Origin of the sequence: Blautia sp. CAG:257 (assembly GCF_000433815.1) — a bacterium.
Lineage (GTDB): Bacteria > Bacillota > Clostridia > Lachnospirales > Lachnospiraceae > Blautia_A > Blautia_A caecimuris.
The window spans coordinates 1-15,971 of sequence record NZ_HF999030.1 but is presented as its reverse complement, the minus strand read 5'-3'; the positions used below and the strand labels follow the sequence as shown (position 1 = coordinate 15,971).

27 protein-coding genes are annotated in these 15,971 nt (G+C 43.2%); 26 read left to right on the top strand and 1 reads right to left on the bottom strand.

The genetic code is table 11. The features are described from left to right. Positions 1–113 precede the first annotated feature (113 nt). Positions 114–1,001, bottom strand: a complete 888-nt coding sequence (locus QVP40_RS04745) for a phosphatase PAP2 family protein (RefSeq protein WP_022067339.1) — start codon at positions 999–1,001, stop codon at positions 114–116. 158 nt (positions 1,002–1,159) lie between these two features. On the opposite strand from QVP40_RS04745, the gene QVP40_RS04740 reads away from it, so the two are divergent. From QVP40_RS04740 to infA, 26 genes are all read left to right on the top strand, one after another. Continuing rightward, complete coding sequence (locus QVP40_RS04740) at positions 1,160–2,272, top strand: hypothetical protein (RefSeq protein ID WP_022067338.1); 1,113 nt, start codon at positions 1,160–1,162, stop codon at positions 2,270–2,272. Positions 2,273–2,768: 496 nt separating this feature from the next. Then, on the top strand, positions 2,769–3,086 hold the full coding sequence (rpsJ, locus tag QVP40_RS04735) for a 30S ribosomal protein S10 (protein WP_022067337.1): 318 nt from the start codon (positions 2,769–2,771) through the stop codon (positions 3,084–3,086). Between the two features lie 135 nt (positions 3,087–3,221). Continuing rightward, positions 3,222–3,854 (top strand): 50S ribosomal protein L3, encoded by a 633-nt coding sequence (rplC, locus tag QVP40_RS04730; RefSeq protein WP_022067336.1) that lies wholly within the window; start codon positions 3,222–3,224, stop codon positions 3,852–3,854. A gap of 22 nt (positions 3,855–3,876) precedes the next feature. Continuing rightward, entirely contained in the window at positions 3,877–4,497 is a 621-nt protein-coding gene (gene rplD, locus QVP40_RS04725; protein WP_022067335.1) for a 50S ribosomal protein L4, read from the top strand. Further along, the gene (gene rplW, locus QVP40_RS04720; RefSeq protein WP_022067334.1) at positions 4,497–4,796 is read left to right on the top strand and encodes a 50S ribosomal protein L23; all 300 of its coding nucleotides are present in this window, start codon (positions 4,497–4,499) and stop codon (positions 4,794–4,796) included. Before rplD ends, rplW begins: the two co-directional genes overlap by 1 nt. Before the next feature lie 63 nt (positions 4,797–4,859). Then, positions 4,860–5,705 (top strand): 50S ribosomal protein L2, encoded by an 846-nt coding sequence (gene rplB / locus QVP40_RS04715; RefSeq protein WP_022067333.1) that lies wholly within the window; start codon positions 4,860–4,862, stop codon positions 5,703–5,705. Positions 5,706–5,720: 15 nt separating this feature from the next. Next, a complete protein-coding gene (rpsS, locus tag QVP40_RS04710; RefSeq protein WP_022067332.1) occupies positions 5,721–6,002 on the top strand; it encodes a 30S ribosomal protein S19 in 282 nt (93 codons plus the stop codon). 125 nt (positions 6,003–6,127) lie between these two features. Next, positions 6,128–6,517, top strand: coding sequence for a 50S ribosomal protein L22 (rplV, locus tag QVP40_RS04705; RefSeq protein WP_022067331.1), 390 nt, complete (start codon positions 6,128–6,130; stop codon positions 6,515–6,517). Positions 6,518–6,528: 11 nt separating this feature from the next. Next, positions 6,529–7,185 (top strand): 30S ribosomal protein S3, encoded by a 657-nt coding sequence (gene rpsC, locus QVP40_RS04700; RefSeq protein ID WP_022067330.1) that lies wholly within the window; start codon positions 6,529–6,531, stop codon positions 7,183–7,185. Beyond that, complete coding sequence (rplP, locus tag QVP40_RS04695) at positions 7,185–7,622, top strand: 50S ribosomal protein L16 (protein ID WP_022067329.1); 438 nt, start codon at positions 7,185–7,187, stop codon at positions 7,620–7,622. Before rpsC ends, rplP begins: the two co-directional genes overlap by 1 nt. Next, positions 7,612–7,821: a 50S ribosomal protein L29 gene (gene rpmC, locus QVP40_RS04690; protein WP_022067328.1), complete on the top strand. Its 210-nt coding sequence runs from the start codon at positions 7,612–7,614 to the stop codon at positions 7,819–7,821. Before rplP ends, rpmC begins: the two co-directional genes overlap by 11 nt. 21 nt (positions 7,822–7,842) lie before the next feature. Next, positions 7,843–8,097, top strand: coding sequence for a 30S ribosomal protein S17 (gene rpsQ, locus QVP40_RS04685; protein WP_022067327.1), 255 nt, complete (start codon positions 7,843–7,845; stop codon positions 8,095–8,097). A gap of 13 nt (positions 8,098–8,110) precedes the next feature. Next, positions 8,111–8,479 carry a 50S ribosomal protein L14 gene (gene rplN, locus QVP40_RS04680; RefSeq protein ID WP_022067326.1) on the top strand — a complete coding sequence of 123 codons (369 nt, stop codon included), beginning with the start codon at positions 8,111–8,113 and terminating at the stop codon, positions 8,477–8,479. Positions 8,480–8,490: 11 nt separating this feature from the next. Then, the gene (rplX, locus tag QVP40_RS04675; protein ID WP_022067325.1) at positions 8,491–8,805 is read left to right on the top strand and encodes a 50S ribosomal protein L24; all 315 of its coding nucleotides are present in this window, start codon (positions 8,491–8,493) and stop codon (positions 8,803–8,805) included. Positions 8,806–8,822: 17 nt separating this feature from the next. Continuing rightward, the gene (gene rplE, locus QVP40_RS04670) at positions 8,823–9,362 is read left to right on the top strand and encodes a 50S ribosomal protein L5 (RefSeq protein ID WP_022067324.1); all 540 of its coding nucleotides are present in this window, start codon (positions 8,823–8,825) and stop codon (positions 9,360–9,362) included. A gap of 14 nt (positions 9,363–9,376) precedes the next feature. Beyond that, complete coding sequence (locus tag QVP40_RS04665) at positions 9,377–9,562, top strand: type Z 30S ribosomal protein S14 (protein ID WP_005424988.1); 186 nt, start codon at positions 9,377–9,379, stop codon at positions 9,560–9,562. 60 nt (positions 9,563–9,622) lie between these two features. After that, positions 9,623–10,024: a 30S ribosomal protein S8 gene (gene rpsH, locus QVP40_RS04660; protein ID WP_022067323.1), complete on the top strand. Its 402-nt coding sequence runs from the start codon at positions 9,623–9,625 to the stop codon at positions 10,022–10,024. A gap of 221 nt (positions 10,025–10,245) precedes the next feature. Beyond that, positions 10,246–10,785: a 50S ribosomal protein L6 gene (gene rplF, locus QVP40_RS04655; protein WP_022067322.1), complete on the top strand. Its 540-nt coding sequence runs from the start codon at positions 10,246–10,248 to the stop codon at positions 10,783–10,785. A gap of 17 nt (positions 10,786–10,802) precedes the next feature. Further along, a complete protein-coding gene (rplR, locus tag QVP40_RS04650) occupies positions 10,803–11,171 on the top strand; it encodes a 50S ribosomal protein L18 (protein ID WP_022067321.1) in 369 nt (122 codons plus the stop codon). Positions 11,172–11,189: 18 nt separating this feature from the next. After that, on the top strand, positions 11,190–11,699 hold the full coding sequence (gene rpsE, locus QVP40_RS04645; RefSeq protein WP_022067320.1) for a 30S ribosomal protein S5: 510 nt from the start codon (positions 11,190–11,192) through the stop codon (positions 11,697–11,699). Between the two features lie 14 nt (positions 11,700–11,713). Then, a complete protein-coding gene (rpmD, locus tag QVP40_RS04640) occupies positions 11,714–11,893 on the top strand; it encodes a 50S ribosomal protein L30 (protein WP_022067319.1) in 180 nt (59 codons plus the stop codon). Between the two features lie 37 nt (positions 11,894–11,930). Beyond that, positions 11,931–12,371 carry a 50S ribosomal protein L15 gene (rplO, locus tag QVP40_RS04635; RefSeq protein ID WP_022067318.1) on the top strand — a complete coding sequence of 147 codons (441 nt, stop codon included), beginning with the start codon at positions 11,931–11,933 and terminating at the stop codon, positions 12,369–12,371. Next, the gene (gene secY / locus QVP40_RS04630) at positions 12,371–13,687 is read left to right on the top strand and encodes a preprotein translocase subunit SecY (RefSeq protein WP_022067317.1); all 1,317 of its coding nucleotides are present in this window, start codon (positions 12,371–12,373) and stop codon (positions 13,685–13,687) included. The genes rplO and secY overlap by 1 nt, the downstream gene beginning before the upstream one ends. A 153-nt stretch (positions 13,688–13,840) precedes the next feature. Continuing rightward, positions 13,841–14,485: an adenylate kinase gene (locus QVP40_RS04625; RefSeq protein ID WP_022067316.1), complete on the top strand. Its 645-nt coding sequence runs from the start codon at positions 13,841–13,843 to the stop codon at positions 14,483–14,485. A 3-nt stretch (positions 14,486–14,488) separates the two neighbouring features. Then, positions 14,489–15,244, top strand: a complete 756-nt coding sequence (gene map, locus QVP40_RS04620) for a type I methionyl aminopeptidase (protein ID WP_022067315.1) — start codon at positions 14,489–14,491, stop codon at positions 15,242–15,244. A 22-nt stretch (positions 15,245–15,266) separates the two neighbouring features. Next, a complete protein-coding gene (gene infA / locus QVP40_RS04615; protein ID WP_005428560.1) occupies positions 15,267–15,485 on the top strand; it encodes a translation initiation factor IF-1 in 219 nt (72 codons plus the stop codon). Positions 15,486–15,971: the final 486 nt, after the last annotated feature.

The following is a 15,971-nucleotide window of genomic DNA, read 5'->3' as shown; positions in this document are numbered from 1 at the left end:
TTATAGCCGTCCGTCGAGCCACCCGTTTTACGGGTGGGAGCGACTGGCAGATTTCATTGTCAAAATGGAAAAGAACAGTAAAGGGGCTCTGATTTTTAAATCTGGGCATTGTGTCAGGTGGTCTGCTGCTTTCTGGAAAAAAGGAACGGGTAAACGGTTACAACCCAGATAACCACCATAAAATACCGTACAAAAGAAGCTGGAAGAGATTCTCCTATCAAAGGCTTCAGTCCGGTCTGGATAAGCAGCGTCACTGCTATTCCCACAAGAAAACGAATGATACGTTTCCGGGTGGAATCCGGAGGAGTAAAAGAAATATGAGTTTCTGTAATGTAATAACCGACAGCAAAGGCAAAGCCGGCGCCGCAGGCTTTGATACAGTCCTGCGCATAGTGAAATTCAATTGTTCCGTTTTTATAAAGAACAGCTGTATAGCTCAGAAGAGCCGCGCATACGGCTGCCATGCACAGAGAAATCAAAAGTTCTTTTCCGGCCGAGAAATCTTTTTTATACAGAAAAGAGTAGCAGAGCGCCACGCACAGGAAAGTTACCAGAAAAGATACAATTACATCCTGAGGAGTATGACAGCCCAGATACATACGGGAAAAGCCTACAAGCAGAATAAAAAGCGCGCACAGAAACCGGGCGGGCTTTTTTCTTGTATACAGTCCCAGTGTTCCCAGAAGAGCCGTGATGCTCTGTGTGTGACCGCTTGGAAAAGAGTATCCGGTTGCGCCGGGCACTGCGGAGGCAACCGGTTCAAAGGCCGGATCCAGAAGCCAGGGACGGGGAACGCGAAAAGTTATTTTTAATCCCTGGACAAGAAGCCCGGAAGTGAAATATGTAAACCCGAGACAATAGGCAAGCTTTTTATTGGAACACCAGAAAAGCCAGCAGATCACAACAACTACAAATGTTTCCTGAGCAAGAAGAGTAATGCCCTGAAAAAAGACATCGCCTGCAGGTGTCCGATATTGTGAGAGCAAATTCAGAAAATCCATAAAGGTCCTCCTTCTGATTATTATTTGATATGTGCCATTATAAGTTGAGCGCAGTAAAAAAACAAGTATTATAAGTTGACCGTAGCAGAAAAAAAAGGTATAATAACTAAAGTATTCAAAACACTACTACCACAAAAACAGAAGTGAGGGATATACAAATGTCTAAATTTTTGAAATTTATCGTACATTTTGTAATAATATGTACGATTGCTATAGTGCTGGGTCTGGCACTGCCGCCGTTTTTTGGGGTAAAAACGGTGATCGTTGATAATAAAAATAAGGAAACAAACCTGGCGATGGGTTCCGTTACTTATGCGATTCCTGTAAAGACTGAGACAGTAAATGCCGGCGCTCCGATCCTTGTACAGGACGGAGAAGGTACTTATCGTTATAACCTTGTAAGTGTTGACAGACAGACAAATACAGGAGTTGCCATTGATCCCGAGGCAGCCGCATCTGAAAATATCAATGTGTCTGTAAAAAACTGGGTTCCCAAGGTTGTGGTCACAGTTCCTCTGATCGGATATCTTATGGCGGCAACAGAGAGCACAGAGGGAATTATCGTTCTTGCTCTTGCAGTTCTTTTCCTGATCATTCTCTATGTGATCGCAGAGCTGTGGAAAAAGCCTGAAACACTTGATGAGTATGAAGATCTCCAGGGAGACCGCAGGTATCTTAAAACTCAGAAAGAACTGAAGATGGAAGAAAAAGCCCGCGAAAGACGTATGCAGGAAGAGGACAGAGAGCTTCTTTACGGAGAAAAAGACCGCAGAAAAAGGGCGAAGAAAGAAGAAAAAGAGAGAAGAAAGAAGATTCGTACCGGCGGATTTGTAGATGAGATCTACGAGGACGATCTGGAAGAGGAACGCCCGGTAAGACGCCAGGAAAGATCAGGGGTTCGTCCGGAGAATATGCAGGCGGCTACAAGCGAAGCGCATGAATTGCTGAAAAAAGAGATTGCGGCAGCTACAGCAGAAGAAGCGGCGGCTATGGAGATCCCGGCTGATCACACAGAAGAGCTTCCAAGCTTCCGTGAGCTTCATGAAGAAAGAGCCCGTATGAAGAGAGAAGAAGAGGAATGGGAGGAAGAGGAAACTCCTGTTGAGATCAAAAAGATGGCGATGCCGGTATGGACGGCTTCCCAGCTTGCAGATAAGGCAAAAAGAGAAGGAGACGCTCCTGATATTGTGAGAGACTCCATTACAAAAGTAACATTCTTTGATTATTCTGATATCCTTGGAGGAGACACAGAAGAAAGCGAAGAAGAATAAAAAGAAATATCAGCAAAGCGCAGACAGGTATGAACGATCCGGTCTGCGCTTTGTTTTTGTGTGAAAATAGGGAAATCTTTCCTATTATATATGGTTATACAAAAGAAAAAGGACGGCTGTTTTATATAGGATTTATAAGAGAACAAAAACTGTTCCTATTATATAGGTACTGTTTTTGCGTATATGCCATGGGATTTCTTCATATGCAAAAAAAATAAGAAAAATTAAAAAAAGTACTTGCATTATTGGAAATCATTGTGTATACTGATAACTGCTGTGACATGATAGCAATGAAGCGCGAGGTTGCTGCTTTGATTAGCAGGTTTTCCGTGGAGCGAATGTCAAGTTAGGAAACTGACGACAAGTCACTGTACAGAGTTCAATAACCATCTTGGGATGGGCGTGTGAAGAGATGTCTTAGGACACACACGGAGATGTGTACAGTCGCCGCTTGTCGTACTGCATAATTGAGTACGAATAGGAGGAGACTTTTTTTATGGCAAATCAGGTAATGAGAATCACATTAAAAGCTTATGATCATCAGTTAGTAGATGCATCCGCAGCAAAAATCATCGACACTGTTAAGAAGAACGGTGCAAAGGTAAGCGGACCGGTTCCGCTTCCGACAAAAAAAGAGGTTGTAACAATCTTAAGAGCTGTTCACAAATACAAAGATTCCAGAGAACAGTTCGAGCAGAGAACTCATAAGAGACTCATCGATATCATGACACCTACTCAGAAAACTGTAGACGCACTTTCCAGACTGGAAATGCCGGCAGGTGTTCACATCGATATCAAAATGAAAACAAAATAAGCAGTACCCGGTACTGCTTGCTGGCTGGCTCAGGTCAGTCGGCACATGAACAAGGTAAGTTCACTCGGGATTCCGAGTGCTTCAAAAACTATATGATTACCCGTCAGGGCAATCCGCTATAAGGAGGAAAATGTAATGAAGAAAGCTATCTTAGCTACAAAAGTCGGAATGACTCAGATCTTCAATGAAGATGGTCTTCTGATTCCGGTAACAGTTTTACAGGCTGGTCCGTGTGTGGTAACTCAGGTTAAGACTGAAGACAACGACGGATATGCAGCAGTTCAGGTTGGTTTTGGTGAGATCAGAGAGAAACTGGTCAACAAACCGGAAAAAGGCCACTTTGAAAAAGCAGGCGTTGAGGTAAAGAGATTCCTGAAAGAGTTCAGATTCGACAACGCTGCTGAATATCAGGTAGGACAGGAAATTAAGGCTGACATCTTTGCTGCAGGCGATCATATCGATGCAACTGCAATCTCAAAAGGTAAAGGCTTCCAGGGTGCGATCAAGAGACATGGACAGTCCAGAGGACCTATGGCTCACGGTTCCAAATATCACCGTCATGCAGGTTCCAACGGCGCTGCATCTGATCCGAGTAAAGTATTCAAGGGCAAAAAGATGCCAGGTCAGATGGGAAATGTTCAGGTAACTGTACAGAACCTTGAGATCGTACGCGTAGATACAGAGAATAATTTACTGTTAGTTAAAGGTGCTGTTCCAGGACCTAAGAAATCTCTGGTGACCATCAAAGAATCAGTAAAGTCTTTATAATTGAGAAAGGAGGAGCATCAGAATGGCAAACGTAACTGTTTATAATATGGAAGGCAATGAAGTTGGAACAATGGAACTGAACGATGCAGTGTTCGGCGTAGAGATCAACGAGCATCTGGTTCACCTTGCTGTTGTTCGTCAGCTTGCAAATAAACGCCAGGGTACTCAGAAAGCAAAAACTCGTTCTGAAGTAAGCGGCGGCGGAAGAAAACCGTGGAGACAGAAAGGAACAGGTCATGCAAGACAGGGTTCCATCCGTGCACCACAGTGGACTGGCGGCGGTGTTGTATTCGCTCCGGTTCCGAGAGACTATGAAGTAAAAATGAACAAAAAAGAAAGAAGAGCAGCTCTGAAATCCGCTCTTACTTCTAAAGTTCAGGATAATAAACTGGTAGTTGTTGACAGCCTTGCACTTGCAGAGGTTAAGACAAAAGAAATGCAGAGAGTGCTTACAAACCTGAAAGCAGAGAAAGCTCTGGTTATCACAGCTTCTGATGATAAGAACGTAGTACTTTCCGCAAGAAACATCGCTGATGTACAGACTGCAACTGTAAACACTATGAACGTATACGATGTTATGAAACACAATACTGTAGTGGTTACTAAAGATGCAGTAGCATCCATTGAGGAGGTGTACGCATAATGGCAGATATCAAATATTATGACGTAATCCTGAAACCTGTGATTACAGAGAAATCCATGAACATCATGGGTGAGAAAAAATATACATTCCTCGTACATCCGGAAGCAAACAAAGCTCAGATCAAAGAAGCTGTTGAAAAGATGTTTGAAGGAACAAAAGTTAAGAGCGTAAACACCATGAACAACGATGGTAAAAAGAAACGCCGCGGTATGGTTGTTGGAAAAACAGCCAAGACCAAAAAGGCAATCGTAGCTCTCACAGAGGAAAGCAAAGATATCGAGATCTTCGAGGGACTTTGATCCAAAACGATAGCCTGACTATGTGCACGAAAGCACGATAACAAATTCGAAAGGAGAAACACCATGGGAATTAAGACCTATAACCCATATACACCGTCAAGAAGACATATGACTGGTTCTGACTTCTCTGAGATCACAACAAGCACCCCAGAGAAATCCTTAGTAGTGTCTTTAAAGAAAAATGCCGGACGTAACAACCAGGGCAAGATCACAGTAAGACACCGCGGAGGCGGAAGCAGAAGAAAATACAGGATCATCGACTTCAAGAGAAGAAAAGATGGTATCCCGGCAACAGTTAAAACAATTGAGTACGATCCGAACAGAACAGCAAACATCGCTCTGATCTGTTATGCAGACGGCGAGAAAGCTTACATCCTTGCTCCGGAAGGACTTAAGGTTGGACAGAAGGTTATGAACGGACCGGAGGCAGAAATCCGTGTTGGTAACTGCCTGCCGCTGGAACTTATTCCGGTTGGTACCATGATCCACAACATTGAGCTTCATCCTGGAAAGGGCGGACAGATGGTTCGTTCTGCTGGAAACGGCGCTCAGTTAATGGCTAAAGAAGGCAAATATGCAACATTAAGATTACCGTCAGGTGAAATGAGAATGGTTCCGCTTGTATGCCGCGCAACAATCGGTGAAGTTGGAAACGGTGACCACAACCTTGTAAACATCGGTAAAGCTGGACGTAAACGTCACATGGGAATCAGACCTACAGTTCGTGGTTCTGTAATGAACCCGAATGACCATCCGCACGGTGGTGGTGAAGGAAAGACCGGTATCGGCCGTCCGGGTCCGTGCACACCATGGGGCAAACCTGCTCTTGGTCTGAAGACCAGAAAGAAAAACAAACAGTCCAACAAGCTCATCGTAAGAAGACGCGATGGAAAAGCTTTAGCGAAATAATAAGGAGGGTACAGAATGTCTCGTTCATTGAAAAAAGGACCTTTCGCAGATGCAAGCCTGCTGAAAAAGGTTGACGCTATGAATGCTGCAAACGATAAATCCGTGATCAAAACATGGTCACGTCGTTCCACCATCTTCCCTTCCTTCGTAGGACATACAATCGCTGTCCATGACGGAAGAAAGCACGTTCCGGTATACGTTACAGAGGATATGGTAGGACATAAACTCGGTGAGTTCGTTGCAACAAGAACTTACAGAGGACACGGAAAAGACGAGAAGAAATCCGGTGTCAGATAATTTGTGAGACTGTAGCGGCAGTTCGCAGATAAAATAAGAATATTCGCCTGGTCACCGGACATCAGTGAAGGGTGGCCACGGTGATTCCCATAGATGATTGATTACGAGAAAGGAGGCACTTTAAAATGGCAAAGGGACATAGAAGCCAGATTAAGAGAGCCAGAAATGAGAATAATAAAGAGACAAGACCGTCTGCAAAATTATCTTATGCAAGAGTTTCTGTTCAGAAAGCATGCTATGTATTAGATGCGATCCGTGGCAAAGATGTGCAGACAGCACTTGGTATCCTCACATATAACCCGAGATATGCTTCCAGCGTTCTCAAAAAGCTGCTTGAGTCAGCAATCGCAAACGCTGAGAACAACAACGGTATGAGCGCAGAAAACCTCTACATTGCAGAGTGCTATGCAAACAAAGGACCTACAATGAAGCGGATTCAGCCAAGAGCACAGGGTAGAGCTTACAGAATCGAGAAGAGAACAAGCCATATCACCATCGTGCTGGATGAAAGATAAGGAGGAAGAGCATGGGACAGAAAGTTAATCCACATGGCCTTAGAGTCGGTGTTATTAAGGATTGGGATTCCAGATGGTATGCAGAAGCAGACTTCGCAGATTATCTGGTTGAAGACTACAATATCAGAACATTTTTGAAGAAAAAACTGTACAGCGCAGGTGTTTCCAAGATCGAGATCGAAAGAGCATCTGACAGAGTTAAGATCATCATCTACACTGCTAAACCGGGTATCGTTATCGGTAAAGGCGGATCTGAGATTGAAAAAGTAAAAGCTGAACTTCAGAAATACACAGATAAAAAACTGATCGTTGATATCAAAGAAGTTAAGAGACCGGACAGAGATGCACAGCTTGTTGCAGAGAACATCGCACTTCAGCTTGAAAACCGTATTTCTTTCCGTCGTGCAATGAAATCTACAATGCAGAGAACAATGAAAGCCGGAGCAAAAGGAATCAAAACATCTGTATCCGGACGTCTTGGCGGTGCTGATATGGCTCGTACAGAGTTCTACAGCGAAGGAACTATTCCGCTTCAGACACTTCGTGCTGACATCGACTATGGCTTCGCAGAGGCAGACACAACTTACGGTAAAGTTGGCGTAAAAGCTTGGGTCTACAATGGTGAAGTACTTCCCACAAAAGGAACTAAGGAAGGGAGCGATAAATAATGTTAATGCCAAAAAGAGTAAAACGTCGTAAACAATTCCGTGGCTCCATGAGAGGTAAAGCCCTTAGAGGTAACAAAATCAATTATGGTGAATTCGGTCTTGTTGCTACCGAACCGTGCTGGATCAGATCTAACCAGATTGAGGCAGCCCGTATTGCCATGACACGTTATATCAAACGTGGTGGACAGGTTTGGATTAAGATTTTCCCAGATAAACCAGTAACAGCGAAACCAGCAGAAACACGTATGGGTTCCGGTAAAGGTTCCCTGGAGTACTGGGTAGCAGTTGTTAAGCCAGGACGTGTAATGTTTGAGATTGCAGGCGTATCCGAAGAGGTTGCCCGTGAAGCATTACGTCTTGCAATGCACAAGTTACCATGTAAATGTAAAATCGTTTCTCGTGCAGACTTAGAAGGCGGTGATAACAGTGAAAATTAATAAATTCGTGGAAGATTTAAAAGCAAAATCAGCTGCAGAATTAAACGAAGAATTAGTAGCTGCTAAGAAAGAACTTTTTAACCTGAGATTTCAGAATGCAACTAATCAATTAGACAATACAAGCCGGATCAAAGAGGTTCGTAAGAATATTGCCAGAATCCAGACAGTAATCACTGAGCAGGCTAACGCTGCGAAATAGTGAATATAGGAGGACAGAATCGTGGAAAGAAATCTGAGAAAAACCCGTGTGGGTAAGGTTGTCAGCAATAAGATGGACAAGACCATCGTAGTTGCAATTGAAGACCATGTAAAACATCCTCTTTACAAAAAAATCGTGAAGAGAACATATAAATTAAAAGCTCATGACGAACAGAATGAGTGCAATATCGGTGATACCGTAAAAGTTATGGAAACCAGACCGCTGTCCAAGGACAAAAGATGGAGACTGGTTGAGATCGTAGAGAAAGCTAAATAAGGAGGAAACCAGTATGATTCAGCAGGAAACTAGATTAAAAGTTGCCGATAACACTGGTGCAAAAGAAATCCTTTGTATTCGTGTTATGGGTGGCTCTACAAGAAGATATGCAAATATCGGCGACACTATCGTTGCTACTGTTAAAGATGCAACACCAGGCGGCGTTGTTAAAAAAGGTGACGTAGTAAAAGCTGTTGTTGTTCGTTCCAAAAAAGGCGCTCGTCGTAAAGACGGATCCTACATCCGTTTCGATGAAAATGCAGCCGTAATCATTAAAGACGATTTAACTCCGAGAGGAACTCGTATCTTTGGACCAGTTGCCAGAGAGCTTCGTGAGAAAAAATTCATGAAGATCGTTTCCTTAGCTCCGGAAGTATTATAGGAGGGTGCCTAATGTCAGCTATGAAGATTAAAAAAGGCGACACTGTTAAAGTAATCGCTGGAAAAGATAAAGGCAAAGAGGGCAAAGTCCTTGCCGTTAACGTAAAAGACAACACCGTGATCGTTGAAAACGTCAACATGGTTACTAAGCACAGCAAACCATCTGCAGCAAACCAGGCAGGCGGAATCACAAAGAAAGAAGCCGCTCTTCATGTATCTAACGTGATGCTGGTAGTAGACGGAAAAGCAACCAGAGTCGGATTCAAGATGGACGGAGACAAAAAAGTCCGTGTTGCAAAAGCAACAGGCGAGGTTATCGATAAATAAGAGAGGAGGCATGACAGGTGAGTAGATTAAAAGAACTTTACAAAAATGAGATCATGGACAACATGACCAAAAAATTCGGATACAAAAACGTTATGGAAGTGCCGAAGCTCGAAAAGATCGTTATCAACATGGGTGTTGGTGAAGCTAAGGAGAACGCTAAGCTTCTCGACGCTGCTATCGCAGATATGGAGCTTATCACAGGTCAGAAAGCCGTTGCAACAAAGGCTAAAAAATCTGTGGCTAACTTCAAAATCAGAGAGGGTATGCCGATCGGCTGTAAAGTAACATTAAGAGGAGAGAAGATGTACGAGTTCGCTGATCGTCTGATCAACCTTGCACTTCCTCGTGTACGTGACTTCCGTGGTGTTAACCCGAACGCATTCGACGGCAGAGGAAACTACGCTCTTGGTATCAAAGAGCAGCTGATCTTCCCTGAAGTTGAGTACGATAAAGTAGACAAGGTAAGAGGTATGGACATCATCTTCGTTACAACAGCGAAGACTGACGAGGAAGCTCGTGAGCTTCTGACACAGTTCAACATGCCTTTTGCTAAATAAGGAGGAGAATTTAAATGGCTAAAACAGCAATGAAAATCAAACAGCAGCGCAAACAGAAATTCTCCACAAGAGAATACAGCCGCTGCAGAATTTGCGGTCGTCCGCACGCTTACTTAAGAAAATACGGTATCTGCCGTATCTGCTTCCGTGAACTGGCTTACAAAGGTCAGATCCCGGGCGTAAAGAAAGCATCCTGGTAATTATTTTATATAAAATATATCATGTAAAGTCTGAAAAGAAAATTAGAGGAGGAAACTAACATGACAATGAGCGATCCGATTGCAGATATGCTTACAAGAATCCGTAACGCTAACACTGCAAAACATGACACAGTAGATGTTCCGGCATCCAAAATGAAAATTGCTATCGCAAATATTCTTCTTGACGAGGGATATATTGCAAAGTATGATTTAGTAGAAGACGGTGTTATCAAAACACTTCATATCACACTGAAATACGGTGAGACTAAAAACGACAAGATCATCACAGGTCTGAAGAGAATTTCCAAACCGGGTCTTCGTGTATACGCAGGCAAGGATGAGCTGCCGAGAGTACTTGGCGGACTTGGAATCGCAATCATTTCCACAAACAAGGGCGTTATCACTGACAAAGAGGCTCGTAAGCTTCATGTCGGCGGAGAAGTTCTTGCATTCGTATGGTAGGCCGAAAGCAACTTAATGAATGCAAGCCGTCAGGCGCAGCATGAATTTAGTGCGAAGGCTGTTCGAAGGAACTTAATGAAGCCGAGTGAAAACGATGGCTGAATTTAGTGAATCGAACTTCCTTGGTGAAACATTGTAATATCTTACCATTAAGATATAACCACTGAAAACAGAGAGGAGGATATCTCCTCTCCGACAATCTAAGTAAGGAGGACAATATTATGTCACGTATCGGCAGACTTCCGGTAGCTATTCCTGCAGGCGTTGAAGTAAATGTTGCAGCAGGCAATGTAGTGACCGTTAAAGGGCCAAAGGGAACACTTGAAAGAGCGCTTCCTACAGAAATGGAAATCAAAGTAGAAGATGGTCATGTAGTTGTTACAAGACCAAACGATCTGAAAAAAATGAAAGCTTTGCACGGTTTAACAAGAAGCCTTATCCAGAACATGGTAACAGGTGTAAACGAAGGTTACACAAAAGAGCTTGAGGTAAACGGTGTAGGTTATAGAGCTCAGAAGCAGGGCAAAAAGCTTGTGCTTTCTCTTGGATATTCTCACCCGGTAGAGATGGAAGATCCTGAAGGAATCGAGTCCAAAGTTGATGGAAACAAGATCATTGTTTCCGGTATCAGCAAAGAAAAAGTTGGTCAGTTTGCAGCAGAGATCAGAGATAAGAGAAGACCGGAGCCATATAAGGGCAAGGGAATCAAATATGCTGATGAAGTGATCAGACGTAAAGTCGGTAAGACCGGTAAGAAATAAATAAGGAGAGTGAGAACATGATTAAGAAAGCATCCAGAGCGGAAATTCGTGAAAAGAAACATAGAAGACTCCGTCATCATCTGAATGGAACAGCAACTACTCCAAGACTGGCAGTATTCCGTTCCAACAAGCATATCTATGCACAGATTATTGATGACAGCGTGGGAAAAACTTTAGTATCAGCTTCTACTCTTCAGAAAGATGTAAAAGCAGAGCTTGAGCATACAGACGATGTAAAAGCAGCAGCATATCTTGGAACTGTAATCGGTAAGAAAGCAGTTGAAGCAGGTATCGAGAGCGTAGTTTTCGACAGAGGAGGCTACATTTACCACGGAAAAATTAAAGCATTAGCAGACGCAGCAAGAGAAGCTGGACTGAAATTCTAAAAGGGAGGAAAAAGACACATGAAACATAATCTTATTGATGCTAGTCAGTTAGAATTAGAAGATAAAGTAGTGTCAATCAAACGTGTTACCAAGGTTGTTAAAGGTGGCCGTAACTTCCGTTTCACAGCTTTGGTTGTTGTAGGTGACGGCAACGGACATGTTGGTGCAGGTTTAGGAAAGGCAGCTGAAATTCCGGAAGCGATCCGCAAAGGAAAAGAAGATGCTATGAAAAAACTGGTAACAGTAGCAAGAGACGAGAACGGTTCCATCACACATGACTTCGTAGGCAAATTCGGAAGCGCTGAGATGCTTCTGAAACGTGCTCCGGAAGGTACTGGTGTAATCGCCGGAGGTCCGGCACGTGCCGTAATCGAGCTTGCAGGTATCAAGAACATCCGTACAAAATGTATGGGCTCCAGAAATAAACAGAATGTTGTCCTGGCTACCATCGAAGGTCTCAGCCAGCTGAAGACTCCGGAAGAAGTTGCTAAACTTCGCGGAAAATCTGTAGATGAGATTCTGGCATAAGGAGGAAACGAAAAATGGCAGATACAATTAAGGTTACATTAGTAAAGTCTCCAATCGGTGCAGTTCCGAAACACAAAAAGACTGTAGTTGCTATGGGACTTACAAAAATGCATAAAACAGTTGAAATGCCGGATAATGCTGCAACAAGAGGAATGATCAAACAGGTTCAGCATCTGGTAAAAGTTGAAGAGTAATTCTACACAGTATAGATAATAAAAGGAGGTGCCAAACATGGATTTATCAAACCTGAGACCTGCAGAAGGTTCCAAGCACAGTGATAACTTCAGAAGAGGCCGTGGACATGGTTCCGGAAACGGAAAGACAGCCGGAAAAGGACATAAAGGACAGTTAGCACGTTCCGGACACAAGAAACCGGGATTTGAAGGTGGACAGATGCCTTTATACAGACGTCTTCCGAAGAGAGGCTTCAAAAACAGAAACTCCAAAGAGATCATTGCAATCAATGTTGACGTTCTGAATCGTTTTGAGGACGGAGCAGAGGTTACAGCCGAGAGTCTGCTGGAAAGCCGTGCAATTTCCAAAATCGGCGACGGTGTAAAGATTCTTGGAAACGGTGAGCTGACTAAGAAACTTAACGTAAAAGTGAACGCTGTCAGCGAGACCGCAAAAGCTAAAATTGAAGCTGCTGGTGGTACAGTAGAGGTGATTTAATGTTTGAAACTCTCAAAAGTCTCTTTAGAGTAAAAGAGATGCGTCGTAAGCTGTTTTACGTGATCGGAATGATCTTTGTCATCCGAATCGGATCTCAGCTTCCTGTTCCGGGTGTGGACAGCGACGTATTCAGACAGTGGTTTCAGAGCAACACCGGGGACGCATTTAACTTCTTTGATGCGTTCACCGGCGGCTCCTTTGAGAGTATGTCTATATTTGCTCTGAACATTACACCATATATTACATCATCCATTATCATTCAGCTTCTTACAATTGCCATCCCTGCTCTGGAAGAAATGCACAGAGACGGTGAAGAGGGAAGAAAGAAGATGACAGCAATTACCCGTTATGTAACGGTTGGTCTTGCTCTGTTTGAGTCTATTGCAATGACAATCGGTTTTGCAAGAGGAAACATTGTTCAGGACATGAACATTCTTAAGGGTATTGTTGTAGTAGTATCTCTGACAGCAGGATCTGCTATGCTGATGTGGATTGGTGAGCGTATCACAGAAAAAGGAATCGGAAACGGTATTTCTATTGTACTTGCAGTAAATATTGTGTCCAGAATCCCAAGTGATATGGTAACTCTGTATGAGAACTTTATTAAAGGCAAAACAATTGCCAAGGGAATGCTTGCAGGTGTGATCATTCTTGCAGTTATTCTTGTGGTAGTGGTATTTGTTCTTATTCTCAACGGAGCTGAAAGAAGAATTCCGGTACAGTATTCCAAGAAGATGGTTGGAAGAAAGCTTGTTGGCGGTCAGACAAACCATATTCCTCTGAAAGTAAACACTGCCGGAGTTATCCCGATCATTTTTGCTTCTTCCATTATGTCTTTCCCGGGACTGATTGCTCAGTTTGCAGGCAAAGCAAATGGTACAGGAATCGGAAGTGAAATTTTGAAGGGGCTGTCTTCCAGTAACTGGTGTGATCCGTCTCAGCTGAAATACAGCTGGGGCCTGATCGTATATATTGTTCTCTGTGTATTCTTTGCATATTTCTATACTTCCATTACCTTTAATCCACTGGAAGTTGCAGATAATATCAAGAAACAGGGCGGCTTTATTCCGGGTATCCGTCCGGGTAAACCAACATCCGATTATCTGGAGAAACTCCTGACTTACATTATATTTATAGGCGCAGTTGGCCTGATCATCGTGGCAGTTATTCCGTTCTTCTTTAACGGTATCTTTAAGGCTCAGGTTTCCTTTGGAGGAACCTCACTTATTATCGTTGTAGGTGTTGTCCTTGAGACTGTGAAACAGATTGAATCTCAGTTGCTTGTCCGCAACTATAAAGGCTTTCTGGCTAACTAGTGCGCAAATTTATTGTCAGCAATGAAGTTGTGCACAGGAAATGAAGGTTGCGGTGTGCTTCTGCATGCTGCAGCCATTTTAAGTTATCAGGGATAAATCAGGACAGCGCCTTATTGCTGCCTGTTTGTCCTGGAATATAAGGAGGGTATGATTATGAGGATTATTATGCTGGGTGCGCCGGGTGCCGGAAAAGGAACTCAGGCAAAAAAAATTGCTGAGAAATATGGAATTCCCCATATTTCCACAGGAGACATTTTCCGTGCAAACATCAAAAACGGCACGGAGCTTGGCAAAAAAGCAAAAACCTATATGGATCAGGGGCTTCTTGTACCTGATGAACTGACCTGTGATCTTGTAGTAGACAGAATCCAGCAGGATGATGCAAAGAACGGCTATGTTCTTGACGGTTTTCCGAGAACCATTCCTCAGGCAGAATGTCTGACAGAGGCTCTTGAGAAACTGGGAAGCAAGATCGACTTTGCCATTGATGTGGATGTTCCGGATGAAAACATCGTAAACCGTATGGGCGGAAGACGCGCCTGCCTGAAATGCGGAGCTACTTATCATCTTGTTTATGCGGCTCCCAAGACAGAAGGCGTATGCGATACCTGCGGAGAGAAACTGGTTCTTCGTGACGATGACCAGCCGGAAACTGTTCAGAAGCGTCTGAACGTATACCACGAGCAGACACAGCCTCTGATCGATTACTATACAGAGCAGGGTGTATTAAAAACAGTAGACGGAACACGTTCTCTGGATGAAGTATTCCAGGAAATCGTGGGAGTTTTAGGAGAATAAAAAATGTCAGTTTCAATTAAGTCAGAACATGAAATAGAGCTTATGAGACATGCCGGTCATTTACTGGAAAAGGTCCACAATGAACTGGCTGCTCATATCAGACCGGGAATCAGCACCAAGGAACTGGACCGTATCGGAGAGGAAATGATCCGCTCTCTGGGCTGTACTCCGAATTTTCTGAATTATAACGGATTTCCGGGATCTTTCTGTATCAGCATCAATGATGAGGTGGTACACGGAATCCCGTCCAAAAAGAAAATCATTCAGGAAGGAGATCTTGTAAAGATCGACGCGGGACTGATCTATCAGGGATATCATTCTGATGCAGCCCGTATCTATGCAGTAGGAGAAGTTTCTCCGGAAGCCCGTCAGCTTATGGAAGTAACAAAGCAGAGCTTCTTTGAAGGCATTAAATTTGCAAAGGCAGGAAATCACCTGAATGATATTTCCAAGGCAATCGGAGCTTATGCAGCAAAATATAATTATGGTATTGTGCGTGATCTGGTTGGACACGGAATCGGAACTCATCTTCATGAGGATCCCCAGATACCAAACTTTCCTCAGAAGCGCCGTGGGATCAAGCTGATGCCGGGCATGACTCTGGCAATTGAACCGATGATCAATATTGGCCGCGCAGACGTGGCCTGGGAGGACGATGACTGGACAGTTGTCACAATGGACGGATCTCTTTCCGCTCATTATGAAAACACCGTTCTGATCACAGACGGCGAACCGGAAATTCTGACTCTTACAAAATGACAGATGACACAGGAGGTTAAGGATGTCAAAAGCAGATGTGATTGAAGTAGAAGGAACTGTACTGGAGAAGCTTCCAAACGCAATGTTTAAGGTAGAGCTGGAGAACAAACATGTGGTTCTCGCTCATATCAGCGGTAAGCTTCGTATGAATTTTATCCGTATCCTTCCGGGAGATAAAGTAACAATCGAGCTTTCTCCGTATGATCTGTCCAAGGGCAGAATTATCTGGAGAGATAAATAAAAAGTCTCTTTCCGAGAGCAGCAATAAAGATATTACTTGAGGCACAGGAATTATATCAGATTCCTGTGCTTTTTGTATTTATCGGGAAAAACTGTATTATGCAGTCTGTTTTCCGCAGATAATAAATGTTCCGTAAGAATGTATTTTACTGATTTTTCAGAAATAAAGAAAGAGGAAATTTATGTTAAAATCAGATGATTTTAGTATGAAATTGTTGATATCTGTCATAAAGGAGGCATAGATTTAGACCAATTCAGTCTTTTTTTCAACTTTACATACAAGATATGCTATGTTAAAATATATAATATATTACAGGTTTTGTGACAGCGTATCAGCCTTACGGCAGAAGCTTTTTCTGTGGCAGGAAAAACAGACTGCATAATTATTACAATTTATGTGATAAGGAGAAGCTGGAAGGAGAAATATGAAAAATTCACAGAAATATATGACTGCGCCTGAAAACAGGCAGTTTTTTGCGTCCCCGGA